A 20,031-nucleotide genomic window follows, 5' to 3' on the forward strand; every position below is an offset into this window, starting at 1 on the left:
GATCAGGCGTCTCACGCGATGTAATGAGCGTTACGCGTCCTCGGCGGCACCAGGACCGTTCGGTTTCCTCACCCGAACGACCCCTGCCCCACCGAGGGGAAGCGGTCACTCCGTGTGGGCGACGGGCGCCACGTGTGCGGGAACCGTTGTTGTGGACAATGGGGTCCGCACCACCGCGGAGGTGGACGGGTTCCGCGGCGACGAATCCCGGGGCACGACATGAGCACACCGACCGAGACCGCTTCCGGATCCACGGGACCGGAAGCCGTTCGCCACCGAATCAGCCAGGAGGGCGCACTCGCGCGTCCCCTGCGCCGGATCTTCGCCCTGCTGGCCGAACGCCCCCACTCGCTGCGGGAACTGGTGCGTATCTGCGGAACACCACGCCGCACCGTGGAGGAGCTGCTGGCTCTGGCCGGGGAGGACGTGGAGGACCTGCCCGAGGGATACCGGCTGGCCGAAGAGGTCCTCGCCGACTACCGCGCTCAGGTGCTCGACGAGCGACCCGCCGGTAGGTCCTCGCACGAGGCGGCCGAACTCCTCCGCGGATTCGTGGCCGGTGGCCCCACCCCGGCCACCGCGCTGGACCACGTGACGGCCACTCCCGAAACCGCGCTCCGGCGGGCCGAGTGGATGCGGGACAACTACGAGCTGGACGGAACGCGGCTGCTGCTGCTCGGCGACCACGATCTGACCTCGCTGGCCACCTGCCTGCTCGCCCCCGGAGTCCGGGCCACCGTCGTCGACGTCGACGAACGCATCCTCGCCCACATCGACGGGATCGCCGCCGAACACGGACTTGCCGTGCACACGGTGCACGCGGACCTGCGGTTCGGGCTTCCGCCGTCCCTGGCCGGCGGTTTCGACCTGGTCTTCAGCGACCCGCCCTACACCCCGGAAGGGGTCGGGCTGTTCGCCACCAGGGCGCTGGAAGGGATGTCCGGCACCGCCGCCCGACTGCTGCTGGCCTACGGTTTCAGCTCCCGCAGCCCGGCCCTGGGGCACAAGGTGCAGCGTGAACTGCTGCGGCTGGGTCTGGTGTTCGAGAACATCGTCACCGGGCTGAACGAGTACGAGGGCGCCCAGGCCATCGGAAGCACCAGCGACCTGTACGTGTGCCAGCCGACCGGCCAGGCCCGCAGGTCGGTGGAACGGCACAAACACCGGATCTACACCCACGGCCCCCAGTCCGTGGAGGGTGATCCCGACGAGGTCACCCCGGAGCTGGTGGACGCGGTCGCCTCCGTGGTGGGCACCGCCGTGGAGGGGCCGCGTCCGGTGGGGTGGCAACGTCCCCTGCGCGGCGGCACGGGAACCCCCCTGTTCGACCTGCGCTCCGACCCGGGTCCCTGGCTGGTTCGTATGCTGCTGGCCTGCAACGCCGACCAAGCGGCCTTCCTGGTGGACAACCGTCATCCCGACATCACCAGTGAGCACGCCCAACAGGCGCTCACCGAGCTGGTCGGCGGCAAGTACACGCTCCGCTTCCACCGCAGCACCCCGGACGCCACCCATGCGGTGGTGTCCGCACGAGCGCGGGGCGCACAGGGCGGGGTGGCCGGTTACCTGCTGCACCGTGCGCACGGGAAGCTGGGCAACACGTGGCGCGAGGCGTTGATCGCCCACTCCGAGACTCCCCTGACCAAGAAGGAGGCCGCCGCGCACGTGGCCGCGTTGGTCCCCGACGCCGCGGACCTCCGGTTGCGGCTGATCGACCTGCCCCGGCACCGGTTGAACGCCCTGCTGCACAGCGAGGGGGTCTGAGCCGCTGCCGCAACGAGCGGACCGGGCACGGTCACGCTTCGTCCGGTTTCCACGGCAGGGCTCCCGCGGCGAGCACGGCGCGGAACTCCTCGGGCGGAACGGCCGGGGAGAACAGCCATCCCTGGTAACCGTCCACTCCGGTGCCGGTGAGCGTCTCGAACTGGGCTGAGTTCTCCACGCCCTCGGCCACGCACTCCCTGCCTATCGCAGCGGCCATGTCGACGACCGCCTTGGTCACGGCCAGATCACACCTGTTCGAATGAATTTCGGAAACAAACTGCCGATCGACCTTGATGATCTGCGCGGGCAACTCCTTCAACCGCGCGAGCGAGGAGAATCCCGTACCGAAGTCGTCCACGGCGAACCGTGCTCCCCGGGCCACCAGCTCCCGCATGGCGTCCCTGGACCGGAAGGGAAGCTCGACCAGTGAGGTCTCCACCAGCTCCAGGACGAGCCGGTCCCAGTCGAGGCCCGAGGCGGCGACACAGTCGGCCACGTAGTCCACGAAACCGTGGTCCCCGGGGACCAGGGCCCCCAGGTTGACCGCCACCGACACCGGCCCCACGGGGCCACGCGGCCAGTCCGCCGCCTCCCGCAGGGCGGTGCGCAGCACCCACCGGTCGATGTCCCGCAACAGCCCCGCCTGCTCCGCCACCGGCAGGAAAACACCGGGGGAAAGCAGCCCCCGCTCCGGATGCGGCCAGCGCAGCAGGGCCTCGGCGCTGACGATCTCCCCGGCGGAGTTCACCACGGGCTGGTAGTGCAGGCTCAGCTGGTCCCCGTTCAGGGCGTCCCTCAACTGCCCCTCCATCCGCAGCTGACTGTCGGCCGAGGCCATCAGCGCGGGACCGGCCAACGACACCCGCCCCGGGCCACTGCGTTTGGCCTCGAACATCGCCGCGTCCGCGAAGCGGAGCAGATCGTCGCCGTCGGTGGCCTCGTCACTCGGTACGGCGGCACCGACGGAGGCCGAGAGCCGCACCAGCTGTCCGCGCAGGGGCACGGCGGTCCCCAGCAGACCCGACACCCGGGTGGCCAGCGCGTCCGTCCCGCCGACCCGGTCCACGTCGACACAGAGCACCACGAACTCGTCCCCCGAGATGCGCGCGGCCACGCACCCCTGTGGAAGACCGTCCTCCAGCCTGCGGGCCAAGGCGACGAGAAGCTCGTCACCGGCGTCGTGCCCGAGAGCGTCGTTGATGCGTTTGAAGTTGTCCAGATCGCAGAACAGCACGGCCGTGCTCCCGGAGTTCCGCCCGGCGAGCATCCCGGTCAGCATCTCCTTGACGGCGGTCCGGTTCGGCAGCCCCGTGAGCTCGTCGTGGGTGGCCTGGAAACGCAACGCCTCCGCGTTGCGTCTGCGTTCGGTGACGTCCTGGAACACCACCAGCCAGAACCTGGTTCCGTCGTCCTGCACCGAGGGGACACTGCGCAGTTCGCAGTAAACCGGCTGTCCGTCGGAGCGGACCAGCATCCGCTGTTGCGGAGAGCCCCCGTGCCCGCGCCGCCGACCGGAGGACTCCGTGTCGGTCAGGTCGATCGCCCGGTCATCGGGGTGGGTGATTCCCACCGCGCTGGTGCCGCGCAGCTGTTCCAGACGGTAGCCGAGCAGCTCGCACAGTGCGTCGTTGGCGTCGACCAGCCGTTGGCTCTCGTCGAACAGCCCGATCCCGATCGGAGTGACGTCGACCAGGTCGGTGAACCGCTGACTGGACCTCTCCATTCTGCGCACGGCCGTCCGTTGTTCGGTGACGTCCTGTGCGGTGCCGACCATGAGGGTCCGCCCCGACCCGTCGCTGGAGACCCCGCCGTGGCAGAGCAGAACACGCAGCGCACCGTCCGGACGGATGTAGCGGTGCTCGACCTCCAGGGGGACGTGCTCGTCCACGAGTCGTTTCCAACAGGCCCGCACCCGCGCCCGGTCCTCCGGGTGAATGCGGTCCATGTAGTACTCGAAGGTGGTCTCGGTGCTCGGCGGGGTGCCGGTGATCTCGAAGAGTATTTCCGAGAGCCGGGTGCTGTTGGTGCGAGGGTCCCACTCCCAGGTACCGATGCGGGCGGCGCGTTGCGCGCTCTGCAATTTGTGTCGTTCGGCGGCCAGCATCCCCACGGTCGGGGTCACCAGGTCGGACACGTCGACCAGCAGGGTGACGGTCAGCAGTGGGTTCTCCCGGTGCGACCAGCTCAGCACCCGGAACCACGACCGCTCGTCCCCGTTCCGGGGGCGAGCGAACTCCCCCTCCACCCGCAGCAGCTCGGTGAGCTCCCGTCCCAGCAGCTCCTCCTCGGAACCCGTGCCGAGCGATCTCGCGGCCTGTTCGGTCGCGCGAATGACCAGGCCCTCGGAGGTGCTGAGCAAGGCGGGAGCGTCCGGCAGGGACTCCACGGCCACCCGGGAGTCGGCGACTCCCGGGCCGATCACCTCGGCACTGTCCACCGAGGGCAGCCCCCCGCGCACCCGCCGGGTTCGCCTGCTGCGTTCGGTCAAGGGCCAACCTCCGCATCACCGCTTCGCGCGCCGTGCACACAGGCCGGGATCCGGAGTGTGGTGAACACCACACCCCGTTCTTCCAACCATACCGGCATTCGAGTGAAAAATTCAGCCACAACGTCGAGAAGTAACCGAACACTTCTCAAGGTGGGACGCACAACGGCCGAAAATGTGATGCCGTGCCGGACAAGTCACACCGTTCTCGCCGTGTTCGGCGGAACCGGGCGGTGTTTCCGGCGGAGGGACGCGGAGAGAGTCGCGGAGGTCGACGTCGGGGGCTCTTCCGCACCGGAGGAGGCCGGGACACCGGGCGGACGTGGCGGGGGAGTCCCGCCCCTCCTTCCGGCACCCCGGCACTCACCTCGCTCGGGGCGGGCACGTCCCCGGGAAAGCGGGGTTCACGTGCCCGTTGCTCCGACGGGAGTCAGGCGGTGGCCACCCCGTCGCGCCGGGCGGCCTCGGCGACGGCGGCGGTGACCTCGGGAGCCACCCGGGGGTCGAGCGGGCTGGGCACGATGTAGTCGGCGGACAGCGCCTCGGCCGCCACCTCGGCGATGGCCTCGGCGGCGGCGACCTTCATCCGATCGCTGATCATCCGCGCCCCGGCCTGCAGGGCTCCCCGGAATATTCCGGGGAAGGCCAGCACGTTGTTGATCTGGTTCGGGAAGTCGCTGCGGCCGGTCGCCACCACGGCGGCGTGGGCGGCGGCCGTGTCCGGGTGGATCTCCGGATCGGGGTTGGACAGCGCGAACACGATCGCGTCCTCGGCCATGGTGGCCACGTGTTCGGCGGGGATGGTTCCGGCGGAGACCCCGATCAGCACGTCGGCACCACGCAGCGCCTCGGCGAGCTCCCCGGTGATCCCTCGAGGGTTCGTACGCCGGGCCAGTTCCTCCTTGATCGGGGTGAGGTTGTCCCGGCCCGCGTGGATGACCCCACGGGAGTCGGCCACGACCACCTCGCCGACCCCGGCGGCCTCGAGGATCTCCGCGCAGGCCACCCCGGCGGCACCGGCACCGGAGATCACCACCCGCAGAGAGCCGAACTCGCGCCCCGACAACTGGCAGGCGTTGCGCAACGCCGCCAGGGTCACCACCGCCGTGCCGTGCTGGTCGTCGTGCATGACCGGGCAGTCCAGCGCCTCGATCAGCCGGCGTTCGAGATCGAAGCACCGGGGCGCCGCGACGTCCTCCAGGTTGACCGCCCCGAACGAGGGGCGCAGACGCACCAGCGTCTCGACGATCTCGTCGTTGTCCGTGGTGTCCAGCACCAACGGGAAGGAGTCCAGGTCCGCGAAGGACTTGAACAGGGCGGCCTTGCCCTCCATGACGGGCAACGAGGCCCGGGGGCCGATGTCGCCGAGTCCCAGCACGGCGGTGCCGTCGCTGACCACGGCCACGAGTTGACTGGTCCAGGTGTAGCGCGCGGCCAGGGTCTCGTCCGCGGAGATGGCTCGGCTGACCTGGGCCACACCGGGGGTGTAGGCGATCGAGAGGTCACGGGGGGTCGTCAGCGCGGTCGACGGCGCGACGGAAAGCTTGCCGCCCTCGTGGGCACCGAAGATCTCCTCGGTGGTGAGTTCGGCGTTGACCGCCGATGGGGGTGTCCCCGCCGAATCGGACGTGTTCTCTTGGTCACTAACGGTGGTCACGGCGTCCCTCCTGTTGCCTTGACCTGGCCGACGGGAAAGGAGCTTTCCGGTCGGCGGACGGGCGACGCCACACCGGAGAAGCTGGTGCCCCCGGGAGGCGTCTAGGGGTGACCGAGACTGACTGCCCGGATCGGGCAGCGGCTCGGCGGACGCTGCGGTCCGACAAGTCTGCCAGGCCACCCCGCGGCTGTCTGCGACTGGTGTCACAGCTCACCAGTGTCTTCAACAAAATGTCAATATATTCTCCGCGAATCCGGACACGGTGGGCCGCGCCGGGAACACCCACAGCAGCCGGTCCTGCCCCGAAGCACCCGCCGCACCACGCGGGGCCGCCGCGTGCGCCGTCCACCGACCACCCGGCGGTTCAACCGGGAAGGACTCCTTAGGCTTGCCCTCGTGCGAGTACGTCACACCGACATCAACGGAGCCCTGGAGTTCACCCCTCCGGTCTTTCCCGACCAACGCGGACTGTTCGTCGCCCCCTTCCAGCAGGACCCCTTCGTCGAGGCCACCGGACATCCCATGCCGTTGGCACAGGTCAACAACAGCGTCTCCCGCCGGGGGGTGGTCCGCGGGGTCCACTTCGCCGACGTCCCACCCGGACAGGCCAAGTACGTCTACTGCGCGCGGGGGAGCCTGCTGGACGTGATCGTCGACGTGCGCGCGGGTTCCCCCACCTTCGGGCGGTGGGAGGCGGTGCGGCTGGACGCCGAGCGTTACAACGCCGTCTACCTCGCCGAAGGGCTCGGTCACGCTTTCGCGGCGCTGACCGAGGAGACCGTGATGATCTACCTGTGCTCGACCCCCTACAACCCTCCGGCCGAGCACGCGGTCAACCCGCTGGACCCCGAGCTGGGCCTGCCCTGGGGGGAACTGGACACCTCCCCGATCCTGTCCGACAAGGACCGCGAGGCCCCCGGACTCGCCGAGGCGGCCGCCGCCGGAACGCTTCCCTCCTACCAGGACTGTCTGGACCAGTACGAGCGGAGACGTTCCCTCGGTTGAGCACGACCGGCCCTCACCGGCGGACCCCGATGTCGGCGGCCAACACGTGCTCCACGTTGCGTTCGGCCAACGCGGTGATGGTGACGAAGGGATTCACCCCCACCGCCCCGGGAATCAGCGAACCGTCCGTCACGTACAGACCGGGACAACCGCGCACCCGACCGTGTCCGTCGGTGGCGGCACCGAGCACACACCCACCCAGCGGGTGATAGGTGAAACGGTCCTCGAAGGCTCTGGTGTCCCCGAACAGGTCCCGCCGGTAGATCGTCCCGTTGGCGCGGTTGACCGGGTCGAACGTGGCCCGTGCCGCCGTCACCGACGGTTGCCCCTGGTCCGGGTCCCACAGGAGCCGGGCGGAGTCGCTGGCGGAGTCGAACACGAAACGGCCGCGCTCCGGGTTCTCGGTGATGGCCAGGTGCAGGCTGACGAAGGTCTCGACTCCCGCCGGCAGCGGGACGCTCTCGGCGAACACCGGCCCGTGTGGGTTGTTCCGGTCGTCGATGCCCACCACCGGAATCGTGGACTGCCGTCCCCCGGTCGGGTCCCAGAGCGGATTGGACCGGCCGAACATCACGTTCCCGTTGGTCCCCCAGCCCTGGCCGAGGTGCTCGCTCAACTCGGGAAGCGATCCGGTCTCACGGGAGCGCAGCAACAGCTCGGTCGTCCCGTTGCTGCCCGCTCCGAGGAAAAGCCACCGACATCCCACCTCCCGGCTCTCCAGCACGGTGCCGGACTCGTCGATCCTCCGCACCGAGACCACGAGGGTGCCGTCCGGTTCCCGACGCACCGAACGCACCCGACGCAGGCTCTCGATCCGCACGTTGCCGGTTCCCACCGCGTCGGCCAGATAGGTCCGGTCGAGACTGCGTTTGCCGTAGTTGTTGCCGTAGATGACCTCGGCGGCCAGTGCCGAACGCGGCGCCTCACCCTCGGCCTCGCGCCGCATGTGGGCGAAGTCGTAGACGTTCGGCACGAGCACCGAGTCCAGTCCGGCGCGGTTCGCGTGTCGGCGGGCCACCCTGGCGTAGCGGTACCACTCGGTGTGTTCGAACCAGGCCGGTGAGATCTCGTTGACCCCGAGCTGTCGGCGAGCCCGGGGGAAGTAGCGCTCGTACATGCTCTCGGGGGAGACGGTGGGCAGTGCCCGACGCAGGGCGCGCCGCTCCGGCACCACGGCCATCCCTCCGTTCACCAGGGAACCGCCACCCACCCCTCGGCCCTGGTAAATGGCCATGTTGGGGTGTTCGACCCGGTCGAGCACCCCGGTGAAGCGCTCGATGTCGCGGTTGACCACGTCCAGCCACAGGAACGTGCCCAGCGGGGTCTGGGTCCGGGTCCGCAACCAGGTGGAACGGCGGTCCGGATCGAGCACGGAGCAGAAGACCTCACCGTCGGGTCCGGGCTCGTTCCACAGTTTCCCCTCCTCCAGCACCAGCGTGCGGACGCCGGCCTCTCCGAGGCGCAGGGCGCTCACCGCACCGCCGTAGCCGCTTCCCACCACGAGAGCGGGCACGAAGGAGGGCAACGAATCCGAATCCTGTTCGGACCCGAGGGCTATCCGTTCGAGCCCGAGAGCGGCGGCGGACTGCACGGCGGCCAACCCCAGGAAACGTCTCCGCGAAAGATCCGAGTTCGCCATCCCGATCATCCTGGGAGGACCACGGACGGCCGAACCAGGAGTTCACGTCACATACACGACAAAGTGTGACACCACGGAAAAGCGAAACACTCAACGTATTCGACCGGGGCGAGGGGTGAGTCGCCACCGCAGCACGCCCAGCACCTCGGCGGGACCGAGCTGGCGGGAGTCCGTGGACGCCTCGGGGTGGTCACCGGTCACGAACCAACCACCGTCCTGACGGCACACGGCACGCTTGACCGAGAGCTGTTCCGGACGCGAGGGCCAACGCACCAGCACCACGTCCCCCGGAGCCGGTTCGCCACGGAGCCTGAGCACGACCACGTCCCCGTCCCGCAGTGTGGGCGCCATCGAGGGCCCACGCACGCGCAGCCTGCGCCACCGCAATCGGCCGAGGGAACTCACACCCACCTCCGTAAGACAAAGCCGATCCTAACGGAGTAGGGTCGACCCTGTCGGAGCATTCACTGTCACTGTCAGGGAGGAAGTATGCGAGTGCTGTCGCGACTTCTCGGTCCTCGTCTGGAGGCCACCGCGCACTGTGACCTGCCGTGCGGCGTGTACGACCCGGCTCAGGCCCGGATCGAGGCCGAATCGGTCAAGGCCATCCAGGAGAAGTACCAGAACAACGAGGACCCCGAGTTCCGCACTCGCGCGATCAACATCGCCGAGCAGCGTTCGGAGCTGGTCAAGCACCACCTCTGGGTACTGTGGACCGACTACTTCAAGGCCCACCACTTCGAGAAGTACCCGCAGCTGCACGAGCTGGTGAACAAGGCGACCAAGGCAGCCGGTGCCGCCGGCACCAAGGGCTCGATGGACCCGTCCACCGGCCAGGAGCTGCTGGACTACATCGCCGAGATCGACAAGATCTTCTGGGAGACCAAGAAGGGCTGACCCCATAGCCTTCTTCACGACGCTGACCGACGAAAACACCACTTCGTTGGTCAGCGTCGTTTCGTGTCGGCCGGCGGTGTCCCACGGCCCGTGGACGGCCTGACGACCCGCGGACGGCCGCGAGCCCTGTTAGTCCTTCGAGGACAGCTGTTGTCGGCAAGGAATCGACAGCATGTTCCACGGGAAAACACGCCGGCGATGATTTTTCTTTTTGGTCATCCAACGTCGCTTCGCGGCGAGCCGGCCGCTTTGCGCCGCGCGAGTTCCACCAAAGCAGCCAGAAGAAGAAATGTTGTCAACACAACCAGAACCCATCTGACGGGTTCCGGCAGGAGCGAACTCGATCCCGAGGCCACATTCACTGTCAACGTGAAGTCGACCAGAAAAAGAATTATCGAATCGACTATCAGGAATTTGGACGATATCCGACTCACAGCGGCCTCGCAATACCATCTTTCGCCAGGAGAGAGGGAGGAGTTACGTTCTCATCCTAACACGACCCCGCAACGCCGCCCCGAATATCCCGCAGAAAGGGGATGCGAAGGCGAGCGGCCTCCGGAGACGAAAACAGCGACAACAGCCGACACCGTTGTTCCTGCCGCGCCGGTGACAGCTATCGCACAGTTCACCAGACCAGGAAGAATACCGGTACGACTCGACGTCCGAGATTTTTCCAGCAGCGGAGGAAGATTCGGACAGTCCGCGGTGGACGGGAAAGCACGGATCCGCCCTGGCGGACCCTGTACGGTCCGATCGAGCAAACCGGGCCAACTACTCCTGACCGGAAACGACGAGAGCCTCGGCAGGTCGACGAGACCCTCCGGGGGCCAGGAAGGATTGAACCCCTTCTTCCGCTTCCGCTCCGGGACGCGTCCTCGACCGGGAGCAGTGCACGAACACTTATTTAGGTGTACTATGCAACAGTAAGGATGTCGACGGCACCCCCGTCCAGGAACCGCGCGCAGGTCAGGGAGCCGCCCCATGAGCGCCCGACAGGAACCGGAACTCACCCGACGCATCGAACAGGCCATCACCCGCCCCGCCACCGACGACGCCTTCGACGTGCACACCGCGTTCGCGGACGTGCTCACCGATCTCGGGATGACCCCACAGGACACCGGGGGCAGGGTCACCTTCCACGGAGCCGACCCCGTCGTGCCGAGCACCCTGCGGCTGGGAGCGGCCGCCGGCATCGCCCTGGCGGCCAAGTCCGCCGCCGTGGCCGCACTGTGGCGCCGGCGCGGCGGCACGGGTCAGGACATCTCCGTCGACCTGCGCAGCGCGCCCCACCGACTGTGCCCGTTCTACGACCGACGCTGGGAACTGCTGAACGGCTACCCACCGGCCACCAGCAGTAACGTCAACCAGGCGTTCAACTTCTCCTTCTACCCCACCGCCGACTCCCGCTGGGTGATGCCGTTGAACCCCTACCCCGGGATCAAGGTGGCCGCCCAGAAGCTGTTGGACGTCCCCGACGACCCGGACGCCGTGGCGCGGGCGGTGTCCCGGTGGCGCTCCTGGGACCTGGAGCGGGCCGGGGCCGAGGCCGGGGTCGTGATGCCGGTGCTGCGTTCGCCCGAGGAGATCCTCGCCGAACCCCAGTACCGGGACCACCTCGCACACATGCCGCTGGTGCGGATCGACAGGATCGGGGACAGCCCCGCCGAACCGCTCCCCTCGCACGGCGAACAACCCCTGAGCGGCATCCGCGCCCTGGGAATGGGCCATGTGATCGCCGGTGCCGGAGTCGGCCGCGCCCTGGCTCTGCACGGTGCCGACGCGCTGAACATCTGGCGCCCCGGTGAGCACGAGCACGACACCACCTACGCCACGGCCAACGTCGGTGTCCGCTCCGCCACGGTCGACCCGCGTTCCCCCGAGGGGGCCTGCCGGTTGCGCGAACTGCTGAGCGAGGCGGACGTCTTCTACGCCAACCGGCGTCCCGGTTACCTGCACGAGATCGGGTTCGACGCGGACCAGGCCGCCGCCGTGCGACCGGGAATCGTGCACGCCACCACCACCCTCAACGGCCCCACCGGCCCCTGGGCCGAGCGGGTGGGTTTCGACCAGACCGCGGGCAGCCTGGTCGGGATGATGCACCTGGAGGGCGACGGCCAGCGACCGGCCCTTCCCCCGATCATGGTGGTCAACGACTACATCGTCTCCTGGCTGTTGGCCGCGGGCGTCGGACGGGCGCTGGCCAGACGGGCCGTCGAGGGCGGCAGCTACCGAGTGCACGTCTCGTTGACCCGGGCGGCACTGTGGATCCTCAGCCTCGGAATCGTCGACAGGGACTACGCCGGCCGGGTGGCGGGCACCGGAACACGTCACGCCTACCTCGACCCGGAGACCTTCACGGACGAGACTCCCCTGGGGACCTACCAGGGCGTCACCGACCAGGTGCACATGTCGGCCACGCCGGGGCAGTACCCCTTCACCCTCGTTCCGCGCGGGTCGTGCCGACCGGAGTGGGCACCGCGCTGACCCCCTCCCATCCGGCACGAGCAGCGCGGGGGGACGTTGGCGAACCGCTCGCGAGGCCGTCCCCCGGACGAACAGTGTCCCCGCCCGTGTCCCACGGGGACCCGAACGGACGGCCCACGGTTGACGGATTCCGTCCGGCGGGAAAAAGGATAATCTGGCCGGGCCAACCGGAACGCAGCACGACGCGAGGTGTCGGCATGCCCACTCGGCCGATCAGCAGGTACTTCAACCACGGACTGACGTTCCGCTGGGCCCAGGGAGACCGCGAGATCGCCGTGAAACGCGGTTACGTCGTGGAGGGCAACCCGTTCATCGAGGTGACGCGGCCCAAGCACTTCGCGATATCCGACCGTCCTTCCGAGGATCCGGCCCGGGACCGGGAAACCTGGGTGGCGGCGATCCCCGCCAATCCCTCGGACTGGGACAAGCCCGGGGCGCTGGCACGCATCGCCGAGAACTGGGCCGCCGCCAACCCACGGAGCCTTCCCGGCGACCCCCGTGGCGAGAACGGCTCGGGTCGCCCCCGGTGATCCCAGCCACCCGGACTCCGCCGGGCGGAGACCGGGACGCACCGTGCCCGGCACGCGCTCACCGTGTTTCGCGGTCCTCCCGGGCGGCCGTCACGGAACCCGTCCACCAGTTCCTGCCGGCGCGGTTGAACAGGCACCACAGCACGAACACGGCGGGCACCGCGAACGCGAACGCCACCAGCGGGCTGTCCGAGGGGCCCATCGCGTACCAGGAGACCCCGAGCAGCAACAACTGCAGCAGCAGCACCGGTGTGCGTGCCCAGTGCTTGCTCCGCAGCAGGCCGATCCCCGCGGCCAGCACACCGAGGGAGATGATCCCGAAGTATCCGGCCTCGCCGTACGTGGAACTCCGGCTGAGCGAACCGGCCGAGCCCAGGTCGAGCTGGCTGGCGCGGATCAGCAGAGCCACGACGAAAACCAAGCCGGCCAGTGCCTGCAGCACGGTCACCGCACCGGCGAGGCGGACTGTACGGGGGGCTGTCGCTGCCGACACGAGGAGCCTCTTTCCTGGCTGAACACACCACTGGTCACGGTACGTACCCGTCGCCGATGGTAATACCGCCCGATTGCCGCATGGCCGCCGCCGGAACCGGGGAGCATCCTGCGGACAGGATCGGTGCCCACCGGGCGGGTTTTCGGGGTGTTTGCCCGTCCGGTGACGGAGCCGATCCGCCGAAGCGTGTCGGAGCACGCCGAGGGGTGAACGCCCCCCGGGGGGACACGGCAGGGAGGTGGCGGCACGGGGGACCTCCGAGGATCACCCCGGTCGAGTGAACGGACGGGGACGGGGTGGCTAGGCTTCGGGTGTGCGCGCTGTTCTCGTGGTGAACCCGGAGGCGACCTCCACCAGTCCGGCGGGCAGGGACGTGCTGTCCCACGCCCTGGCGGGGGCGGTCAAGCTGGAGCTGGTCGAAACCCGTTACCGCGGCCACGCGGCGGACACCGGAGCACGTGCCACTGTCGAAGGACACGACCTGGTGGTGGTACACGGCGGGGACGGGACCGTGAACGAGGTCGTCAACGGGATGCTGCGCACCGAGGTGAGCGCGGGCGCGCGACGACCGAGCCTCGCCGTGATCCCCGGGGGGTCGGCCAACGTCTTCGCGGGGGCGCTCGGGATACCGCGGACTCCGATCGAGGCCACCCACCACCTCCTGCGGGCCCTCGAACGGGAAAGCGGGCGCTGGATCGGGCTCGGCAGGGCCAACGGGCGCTGGTTCACCTTCAACGCCGGAGTGGGCATCGACGCCGACGTGGTCGCCGAGGTCGAACGACGGCGCGAGCGGGGGCGCAGGGTCACTCCCTGGCTCTACGCCAGTGTGGCCCTGGGCTGTTACCTGCGCGGTATCCACCGACGGCCACTACTGACCGTGCACCCCGATACCGAAGATCCCGTTTCCGGGGTACACGCCGCCATGATCTCCAACGCGGACCCGTGGACCTACCTCGGTTCCAGGCCGGTGCACACCAACCCCGAGACCAGCTTCGATTCGGGTATCGGCGTCTTCGCCCTCCGCAGCATGCTTCCTCACTACGTGTCACGACATGTAGCGCAGATGCTCCGCGATAGAGCTAAACCACACGGAAAAACTCTTTTCAGGCGTGCGAACCTCGGCACCCTACGAGTAGTCTGTCAGGAGCCGTTGCGAGTACAGATCGACGGCGACTCCCTCGGAGAGCTGTCGGTGATCGATTTCGAGTCGGTTCCGAACGCTCTGCACGTCGTCGAGTAATTCGCACGGACCCGCCATCCGGACCGGGCGCACCACTCCGTTCCGGTGGCCCCAACCCCAGGTCAAGGCCTGTCGATCTTCCGGGTGACTTCACTCACTCGGTTCTGATCGACCCCTTGACATTACGCGAGTTCGTGAAAGTATTCACAAGCGCACGGACTCCGTGAAAGCATTCACAAACACCCCGTACCAACGATCGGCACGCTTCGTCGTGCCTAGCGAGGAGCAAGGACGATGGACTGGCGCCACCGCGCGGTTTGCCGCGACGAGGACCCCGAACTCTTCTTCCCGGTCGGGAACAGCGGTCCAGCCCTGCTGCAGATCGCCGAGGCCAAGGCGGTCTGCCGCCGCTGCCCGGTGACCTCCGAGTGCCTCGCCTGGGCGCTGGAAACCGGGCAGGACGCCGGCGTATGGGGCGGCATGAGCGAGGACGAGCGTCGTGCCCTCAAGCGGCGCAACGCACGGACCCGCGCCCGGACCAACGCCTGAGGTGCCGAATCGACCGTCCTGAACGGACTCCGTACTGACGGGCGGGCAGGCCCGACGGAATCCCGGGACGACGAGTCGGACACCCGGAACGAACCGGACAACCACAACACCCGTTCCGGTCGATCCGCGTCGATGTCGGTCGCGAGCGCGGGAACGCGCTCCAACAGGGGGGCCGACAGGATCGACCCACGCACACCCTATCCCGTGTGCGAACACCATCGACGCACCCGGCGGTCACCGGACTCAGCGGCGGTACTTCAGCGGCACCCGCAACACCGCTTCGGTACCCCGCTGGTCACGACCGCGCAAACTCAACGAGCCCCGGAGCTCCGACTCCACCAGGGTTCGCACGATCTGCAGGCCGAGACGTTCGGCGTGTTCGAGGGAGAAGTCCGTCGGCAGGCCACATCCGTCGTCGGAGATCACCACGTCCAGCCAACGCGCCGAACGCTCCGCCCGCACCACCACCTCCCCTCCCCGGTCCTCCGGGAAGGCGTGCTCCAGAGCGTTCTGCACCAGCTCGGTCAGCACCATCACCAACGGGGTGGCGAGTTCGGCGGCAACCACCCCGAACCTGCCCTGTCGGCGCACGGTCACACCGGGTCCGACACTGGTCAGGTCGCTCATCATCGGAATGACCCGGTCCACGACGTCGTCCAGGTCCACCCGTTCGTCGACGGACATGGACAACGTCTCGTGCACCAGGGCGATCGAGGTCACCCTGCGCACGGACTCGTCCAGTGCCTGCCTGGCGGCGCCGTTACCGGTACGGCGGGACTGCAACCGCAACAGGGCCGCCACCGTCTGCAGGTTGTTCTTCACCCGGTGGTGGATCTCCCGGATCGTGGCATCCTTGGACATCAGGGCCCGGTCCCGGCGCTTGACCTCGGTCACGTCCCGGACCAGCACCAACGCCCCCGCGGCCTGACCGCGCGGCTGCAACGGCAGGGCCCGGAACAACACGGTGGCCCCCTGGGCCTCCGCCTCGATACGCATCCCCGGCTGCCCGTCCAACGCCTGCCGGATCCGCTGGGACACCTCGTCGGCGTCGAAGGGATCGGACAGCAGCGACCGTGTCAACGGGGCCAACGGCCCTCCCACGAGATCGGCCGCGTGCCCCATCCGGTGGTATGCGGACAACGCGTTCGGACTGGCGAAAACCACCGTGCCCGCACTGTCCAACCGAATCAGCCCGTCCCCGACCCGAGGGCTGGTGTGCACGTCGGGGGCGGGTTCGGCCGTGGGGAAACTGCCGTCGGCGATCATCTGGCACAGATCGGCCGCACTGCCCAGATACGAGATCTCCAACGGGCTCGGCACCCGGGGAACCGCCAGATTGGTGTCCCGGCTCAGCACCGCGACCACGCTCTCCCCCAGCCGGACGGGGATCGTCTCCCTGCGCACGGGCACCCCCATGTGCCAGCGGGGATCCTCCTCCCGGCAGATCCGCCGCTCCCGCGCCGCGCGCTGCAACTGGGGGTGCTCCTGGGGAGTGACCTCGGTGCCCACCATGTCCTCGGGATGGGCGGTGGGAGCCGTCGTGGGCCGGGCCTGGGCGACACAGAGGAAACGATCGTCGGCCGCCCCCTCCGCACCGACCGGAACCCAGAGCAGGAAGTCGGCGAAGGACAGGTCCGACAACAACTGCCACTCGGCGACGACCAGTTGGAGATGGTCCGCCACCGAACCGGGCAGGCCCGTGTGTTCGGCGAGCAGATCACTGAGCGTGGACACGAGAGGTCCCTACACCCTTCCCACGAGCTGTTGGAGATCTCCGGTCACGAGCCACCCCGTACGGAGCCCGACAACCGTCCCGCACGCCCCGCACTTCGACTTCCGGGACCACGCGAGGACACCCCACGGGTCCGGAGGACGGCTCACCCCCGCTCCGAGGTCGCCTTCTCCGCATCGGGTTCCTCGACCACGGCCAGCAGGTCCCCCTCACGGACCACGTCCCCCGGCCGCACGGCCACCCGGTCCACACGACCCGAGCCTTCGAGCAGTACCGGAATCTCCATCTTCATCGACTCCAGCACCACCAGCGAGTCACCGTCCGAGACCCTGTCACCGACGTTCACGTCGACGGACATGACGTTGGCCACCAGCTCGGCACGGACCTCCTGCGCCATCAGCTACCGCTTCCCTTCTCACTCCGGCCGGGTCAACCCTGCTCACCAGGAAACCATGTCGGCAACCGCCCACGAACAGCAGGTCACCGAACATGTCAGACTGGAGGGGTTCGAACTCGAGTCGGATGAGGAGTGCCCTATGGCCAAGCGGGCCCGCAAGAAGAAGGCCGCGCGCAAGAACAACGCCAACCACGGCAAGCGTCCCCTGCGCGGCAAGTGACGCCCCGGCGCGGAACGGGCGGCGCGGTGGCACCGGCGCCGCTCGTGTCTCCGCCGCCGCACGCGAGAAGACCCCCGAACCGGACGCACGGTTCGGGGGTCTTCTCACATGCGCGGAGGAGGTGTCGAGGAGCTTCGGCACGCACGGGCCCGCGCCGGGATCGACCGTGGTGGGACGGGGGTCACTCCGTGGCGGGGTGCTGCTTCTCCCGCACCTCCACCGAGGTGCCCTCCGGGCCCCGTTCGACCGTCACGTCGGCCTGACGCAGAACACTCTCCCGGATCGAACTGCGCAGCCGGTCCCGCAGCTCGGCCGGAGCGTGCTCCCCGCCACACTTGCGGTGCAACAGCTCCTTGAGGTGTTCCTCGATCCCGTAGTGCTCCAGGCAGGAGCCGCATTCGTCGAGATGTCTGCGCAGGACCGCCCGGCGCTCCTGGTCACACTCGTTGTCCAGGAACAGCCAGACCTCGGCGAGCACGTCCGCACAGGAGGTTTGCGTATGGTCCTCGTGGCTCACGACGCGCTCACCTCCTGGCTCCGCGTACGGAGGAAACCACGTTCACGCGCCACATCGGTCAGCATCTCCCGTAGCTGCCTGCGTCCGCGGTGCAACCGCGACATCACGGTGCCGATGGGGGTGTCCATGATCTCGGCGATCTCCTTGTAGGCGAACCCCTCGACGTCGGCCAGGTAGACCACCATGCGGAACTCCTCGGCCAACTGCTGCAACGCGTTCTTCACGTCGGTGTCCGGCAGTCGGTCCAGAGCCTCCAGCTCCGCCGAGCGCAGTCCGCTGGACGTGTGGCTCTCCGCCTGGGCCAACTGCCAGTCGGCGATCTCGTCGGTCGGCTGCTGCTGCGGCTGGCGTTGCCTCTTGCGGTAGCCGTTGATGTAGGTGTTGGTCAGAATGCGGTACAGCCAGGCCTTGAGGTTGGTTCCCCTGGTGTAGGACTTGAACGCCGAGTACGCCTTGAGGTAGGTCTCCTGGACGAGGTCCTCGGCATCGGCCGAATTCCGCGTCATGCGCAACGCGGCACCGTAGAGCTGGTCCAGCAACGGCATCGCGTCCCGCTCGAACCGCGCGACGCGCTCCTCCTCGGTCTCCGCGTCCTCGGGGTCCGCGGCCCCGGACTCCGCGTTCGGCTGAACGGCCCGCTCCGGCTGCTGCTCGCCGGTCTCCTCCGGCCGCGCGTTCTCGGCAGTGTCCGCCTGCCCCCTGCTACCAGGCACCGGGCTCCCTTCCCGCCACCAGCTCGACAACGGTGATGGTGACGACCCCATGCCCTCGGCGACATGAGTACTCTCCCAGGATACCCCGGTGCGCTCCCGACTACGCCTCGAAGAGTCCCGTGCCGTGGGTGGGGACACGCACTCCTTGAGGCTGGGTTGCTGCTCGCACACGGTCGTGCCGCTTCGCTCCGTCAACACGTCCCGTTCAACAGCCCCCCTCGGACCGTTATTCCCCGGGATCCGAACCACGAGCAGTCCCCACGCAGCCCCCCGGGGGCACGAGAGTCGTTCAGTCGATCAGCCGCAGCACCCGTCCCAGCCACTCGGCCACGGCCCTGGACACGGCGCTCGTGTCCGCCCGGAGCGCGTGATCGCCGGGCACGAGCACGACCTCGCGGTTGCTGGCCGGGGCGGGCTCACCGAACGGGTCGCGGTCTCCCTGCACCACCAGGGTGGGCACCTCCACGGCATCGAGTTCGGCACCGCGGTCCCTGTCCGGCCTGCCCGGCGGATGCAGTGGAAAGGCCAGGCACACCACGGCGGAGGCGCCGCCCTCCTCCGCCGTGCGGCACGCCACCCGGGCGCCCGAGGAACGTCCCCCGAAAATCAGCGGAAGTTCGGGGAACCACCGTTGTCCCAGGTCCTCGGCCACGGACAGCCACGCCGCGTCGAGCTGCCGGGCCGGGGCCGGCGCGCGTCGTCCCGCCACGCGGTAGGGCTGTTCGACGAGGGCGACGTGCACCCCGGCGACGGTGGCCGTGCGTGTGGCACAGATCAGGTCCTCGGCCCCGAAACCACCCCCCGCCCCGTGACCGAGCAACAACGCGGCACGTCCCTCGGAGGCGCTGTGCAGCTCCGCCCGAGCGGTGCCGTGGGGGGTTTCCACCTCTACCCTGGTCATGATTCGAACAGTGTGTTCTCCGTCTCGGGGACCGACTCGGTCAACTCCGGCCCGTTGTTGGACACATTGTTGACCGCCCGGGACACCGGACGCAGCGTGAAACCGGCGACGAATCCGGGATCGGGGGGAGCCAGCAGCTCCTCGACGTTCTCGGTGTCGGGGTCCAACCACCGCTCCCAGAGATCACGGGGCAGCACCAGCGGCATCCGTTCGTGGATCTCGGCCAACTCGCCCACCGCGTCGGTGGTCAGCACGGCACAGCTCACCAGTGGAGTGCCACCCGGGTCGGAGGGATCCCGCCAGGTGGCCCATATTCCCGCCATGCCCAGACTCGATCCGTCCCCCGCGCCCGCGAAGTACGGCTGCTTGGGACTGCCGGTGCCCTTCCACTCGTACCAACCGTCGGCGGGAAGCAGGCAACGGTAGTGCCGCACGGCCCCACGGAACGCCGGTTTGGTGGACACCGTCTCCGACCTAGCGTTGATCATGCGGTTTCCCACCGAGGGGTCCTTGGCCCACTTCGGGACGAGCCCCCACCGCATCACCCGCACGCTGCGCTCGGAGAACTCGGAGGTCACGTTGCCCTCCTCGTCCTTCGGATACCGCTGCACGACGGCGCAGACCGGCTTGGTGGGCGCGATGTTGTAGTCGGGCCCCGGGGCCTTCTCACCGGTGGCGTCCCTGGCCCCGAACTCGGTGGCCAGTTCCTCGGCGGTCTTCGACAAGACGTATCTGCCGCACATCGTCGGCGCACCTCCCGGAGTCGTCGTGCACCGCGGGCCGCCGGACCGGCCCGACGCGCCGACCGTATGCCGCCGTTTGCCTCCCCGCAGTTCCGGGGAGCGCTCCCCTGTCGGCAGGGCAACGG

Annotated in this window: 19 protein-coding genes; 8 read left to right on the top strand and 11 right to left on the bottom strand. The window is 68.8% G+C overall.

Features of this window, described 5'->3' with window-relative positions; genetic code table 11:
- Positions 1–219: 219 nt before the first annotated feature.
- Complete coding sequence (locus CEP50_RS11305) at positions 220–1,764, top strand: bis-aminopropyl spermidine synthase family protein (RefSeq protein WP_106113911.1); 1,545 nt, start codon at positions 220–222, stop codon at positions 1,762–1,764.
- Between the two features lie 31 nt (positions 1,765–1,795).
- On the opposite strand, the gene CEP50_RS11310 is transcribed toward CEP50_RS11305, so the two are convergent.
- A complete protein-coding gene (locus CEP50_RS11310) occupies positions 1,796–4,252 on the bottom strand; it encodes a putative bifunctional diguanylate cyclase/phosphodiesterase (RefSeq protein WP_181188338.1) in 2,457 nt (818 codons plus the stop codon).
- A gap of 427 nt (positions 4,253–4,679) precedes the next feature.
- A complete protein-coding gene (locus tag CEP50_RS11315; RefSeq protein ID WP_106113912.1) occupies positions 4,680–5,906 on the bottom strand; it encodes an NAD(P)-dependent malic enzyme in 1,227 nt (408 codons plus the stop codon).
- Between the two features lie 396 nt (positions 5,907–6,302).
- Between CEP50_RS11315 and CEP50_RS11320 the strand changes: the two genes are divergently transcribed.
- The gene (locus tag CEP50_RS11320; protein ID WP_106113913.1) at positions 6,303–6,911 is read left to right on the top strand and encodes a dTDP-4-dehydrorhamnose 3,5-epimerase family protein; all 609 of its coding nucleotides are present in this window, start codon (positions 6,303–6,305) and stop codon (positions 6,909–6,911) included.
- Positions 6,912–6,924: 13 nt separating this feature from the next.
- On the opposite strand, the gene CEP50_RS11325 is transcribed toward CEP50_RS11320, so the two are convergent.
- On the bottom strand, positions 6,925–8,559 hold the full coding sequence (locus CEP50_RS11325) for a GMC oxidoreductase (RefSeq protein ID WP_106113914.1): 1,635 nt from the start codon (positions 8,557–8,559) through the stop codon (positions 6,925–6,927).
- Positions 8,560–8,640: 81 nt separating this feature from the next.
- The gene (sodX, locus tag CEP50_RS11330; protein WP_106113915.1) at positions 8,641–8,955 is read right to left on the bottom strand and encodes a nickel-type superoxide dismutase maturation protease; all 315 of its coding nucleotides are present in this window, start codon (positions 8,953–8,955) and stop codon (positions 8,641–8,643) included.
- An 84-nt stretch (positions 8,956–9,039) separates the two neighbouring features.
- Between sodX and sodN the strand changes: the two genes are divergently transcribed.
- The 3 genes from sodN to CEP50_RS11345 all read left to right on the top strand — a co-directional run bounded on the left by sodN (position 9,040) and on the right by CEP50_RS11345 (position 12,461).
- On the top strand, positions 9,040–9,447 hold the full coding sequence (gene sodN / locus CEP50_RS11335) for a superoxide dismutase, Ni (protein ID WP_106113916.1): 408 nt from the start codon (positions 9,040–9,042) through the stop codon (positions 9,445–9,447).
- Positions 9,448–10,428: 981 nt separating this feature from the next.
- Positions 10,429–11,931, top strand: a complete 1,503-nt coding sequence (locus CEP50_RS11340; protein WP_106113917.1) for a CoA transferase — start codon at positions 10,429–10,431, stop codon at positions 11,929–11,931.
- Between the two features lie 197 nt (positions 11,932–12,128).
- Positions 12,129–12,461 carry a hypothetical protein gene (locus CEP50_RS11345; RefSeq protein ID WP_019855340.1) on the top strand — a complete coding sequence of 111 codons (333 nt, stop codon included), beginning with the start codon at positions 12,129–12,131 and terminating at the stop codon, positions 12,459–12,461.
- Between the two features lie 58 nt (positions 12,462–12,519).
- On the opposite strand, the gene CEP50_RS11350 is transcribed toward CEP50_RS11345, so the two are convergent.
- Complete coding sequence (locus tag CEP50_RS11350) at positions 12,520–12,954, bottom strand: hypothetical protein (protein ID WP_258175164.1); 435 nt, start codon at positions 12,952–12,954, stop codon at positions 12,520–12,522.
- 313 nt (positions 12,955–13,267) lie between these two features.
- Between CEP50_RS11350 and CEP50_RS11355 the strand changes: the two genes are divergently transcribed.
- Both CEP50_RS11355 and CEP50_RS11360 read left to right on the top strand, forming a co-directional pair.
- Positions 13,268–14,194 carry a diacylglycerol/lipid kinase family protein gene (locus CEP50_RS11355; RefSeq protein WP_106113919.1) on the top strand — a complete coding sequence of 309 codons (927 nt, stop codon included), beginning with the start codon at positions 13,268–13,270 and terminating at the stop codon, positions 14,192–14,194.
- 234 nt (positions 14,195–14,428) lie between these two features.
- Positions 14,429–14,683 (top strand): WhiB family transcriptional regulator, encoded by a 255-nt coding sequence (locus tag CEP50_RS11360; RefSeq protein ID WP_019855343.1) that lies wholly within the window; start codon positions 14,429–14,431, stop codon positions 14,681–14,683.
- 243 nt (positions 14,684–14,926) lie between these two features.
- Here the strand turns inward: CEP50_RS11360 and CEP50_RS11365 are convergent, their stop codons facing one another.
- Positions 14,927–16,417 (bottom strand): sensor histidine kinase, encoded by a 1,491-nt coding sequence (locus CEP50_RS11365; protein WP_106113920.1) that lies wholly within the window; start codon positions 16,415–16,417, stop codon positions 14,927–14,929.
- A 143-nt stretch (positions 16,418–16,560) separates the two neighbouring features.
- Positions 16,561–16,812 (bottom strand): biotin/lipoyl-binding carrier protein, encoded by a 252-nt coding sequence (locus tag CEP50_RS11370; protein ID WP_106113921.1) that lies wholly within the window; start codon positions 16,810–16,812, stop codon positions 16,561–16,563.
- Positions 16,813–16,867: 55 nt separating this feature from the next.
- Here CEP50_RS11370 and CEP50_RS20120 point away from each other — a divergent pair, with 55 nt between their 5' ends.
- Positions 16,868–17,032, top strand: a complete 165-nt coding sequence (locus tag CEP50_RS20120; RefSeq protein ID WP_019855346.1) for a 50S ribosomal protein bL37 — start codon at positions 16,868–16,870, stop codon at positions 17,030–17,032.
- A 181-nt stretch (positions 17,033–17,213) separates the two neighbouring features.
- On the opposite strand, the gene rsrA is transcribed toward CEP50_RS20120, so the two are convergent.
- The 4 genes from rsrA to CEP50_RS11390 form a co-directional block, all read right to left on the bottom strand.
- Positions 17,214–17,549, bottom strand: a complete 336-nt coding sequence (gene rsrA / locus CEP50_RS11375; protein WP_106113922.1) for a mycothiol system anti-sigma-R factor — start codon at positions 17,547–17,549, stop codon at positions 17,214–17,216.
- Entirely contained in the window at positions 17,546–18,313 is a 768-nt protein-coding gene (locus CEP50_RS11380; RefSeq protein ID WP_106113923.1) for a sigma-70 family RNA polymerase sigma factor, read from the bottom strand. Before CEP50_RS11380 ends, rsrA begins: the two co-directional genes overlap by 4 nt.
- Positions 18,314–18,551: 238 nt before the next feature.
- Entirely contained in the window at positions 18,552–19,163 is a 612-nt protein-coding gene (locus CEP50_RS11385; RefSeq protein WP_106113924.1) for an alpha/beta hydrolase family protein, read from the bottom strand.
- On the bottom strand, positions 19,160–19,906 hold the full coding sequence (locus tag CEP50_RS11390) for an SOS response-associated peptidase (protein WP_106113925.1): 747 nt from the start codon (positions 19,904–19,906) through the stop codon (positions 19,160–19,162). The genes CEP50_RS11385 and CEP50_RS11390 overlap by 4 nt, the downstream gene beginning before the upstream one ends.
- Between the last annotated feature and the right edge of the window lie 125 nt (positions 19,907–20,031).

Source organism: Actinopolyspora mortivallis (assembly GCF_003001495.1).
GTDB classification, from domain to species: domain Bacteria; phylum Actinomycetota; class Actinomycetes; order Mycobacteriales; family Pseudonocardiaceae; genus Actinopolyspora; species Actinopolyspora mortivallis_A.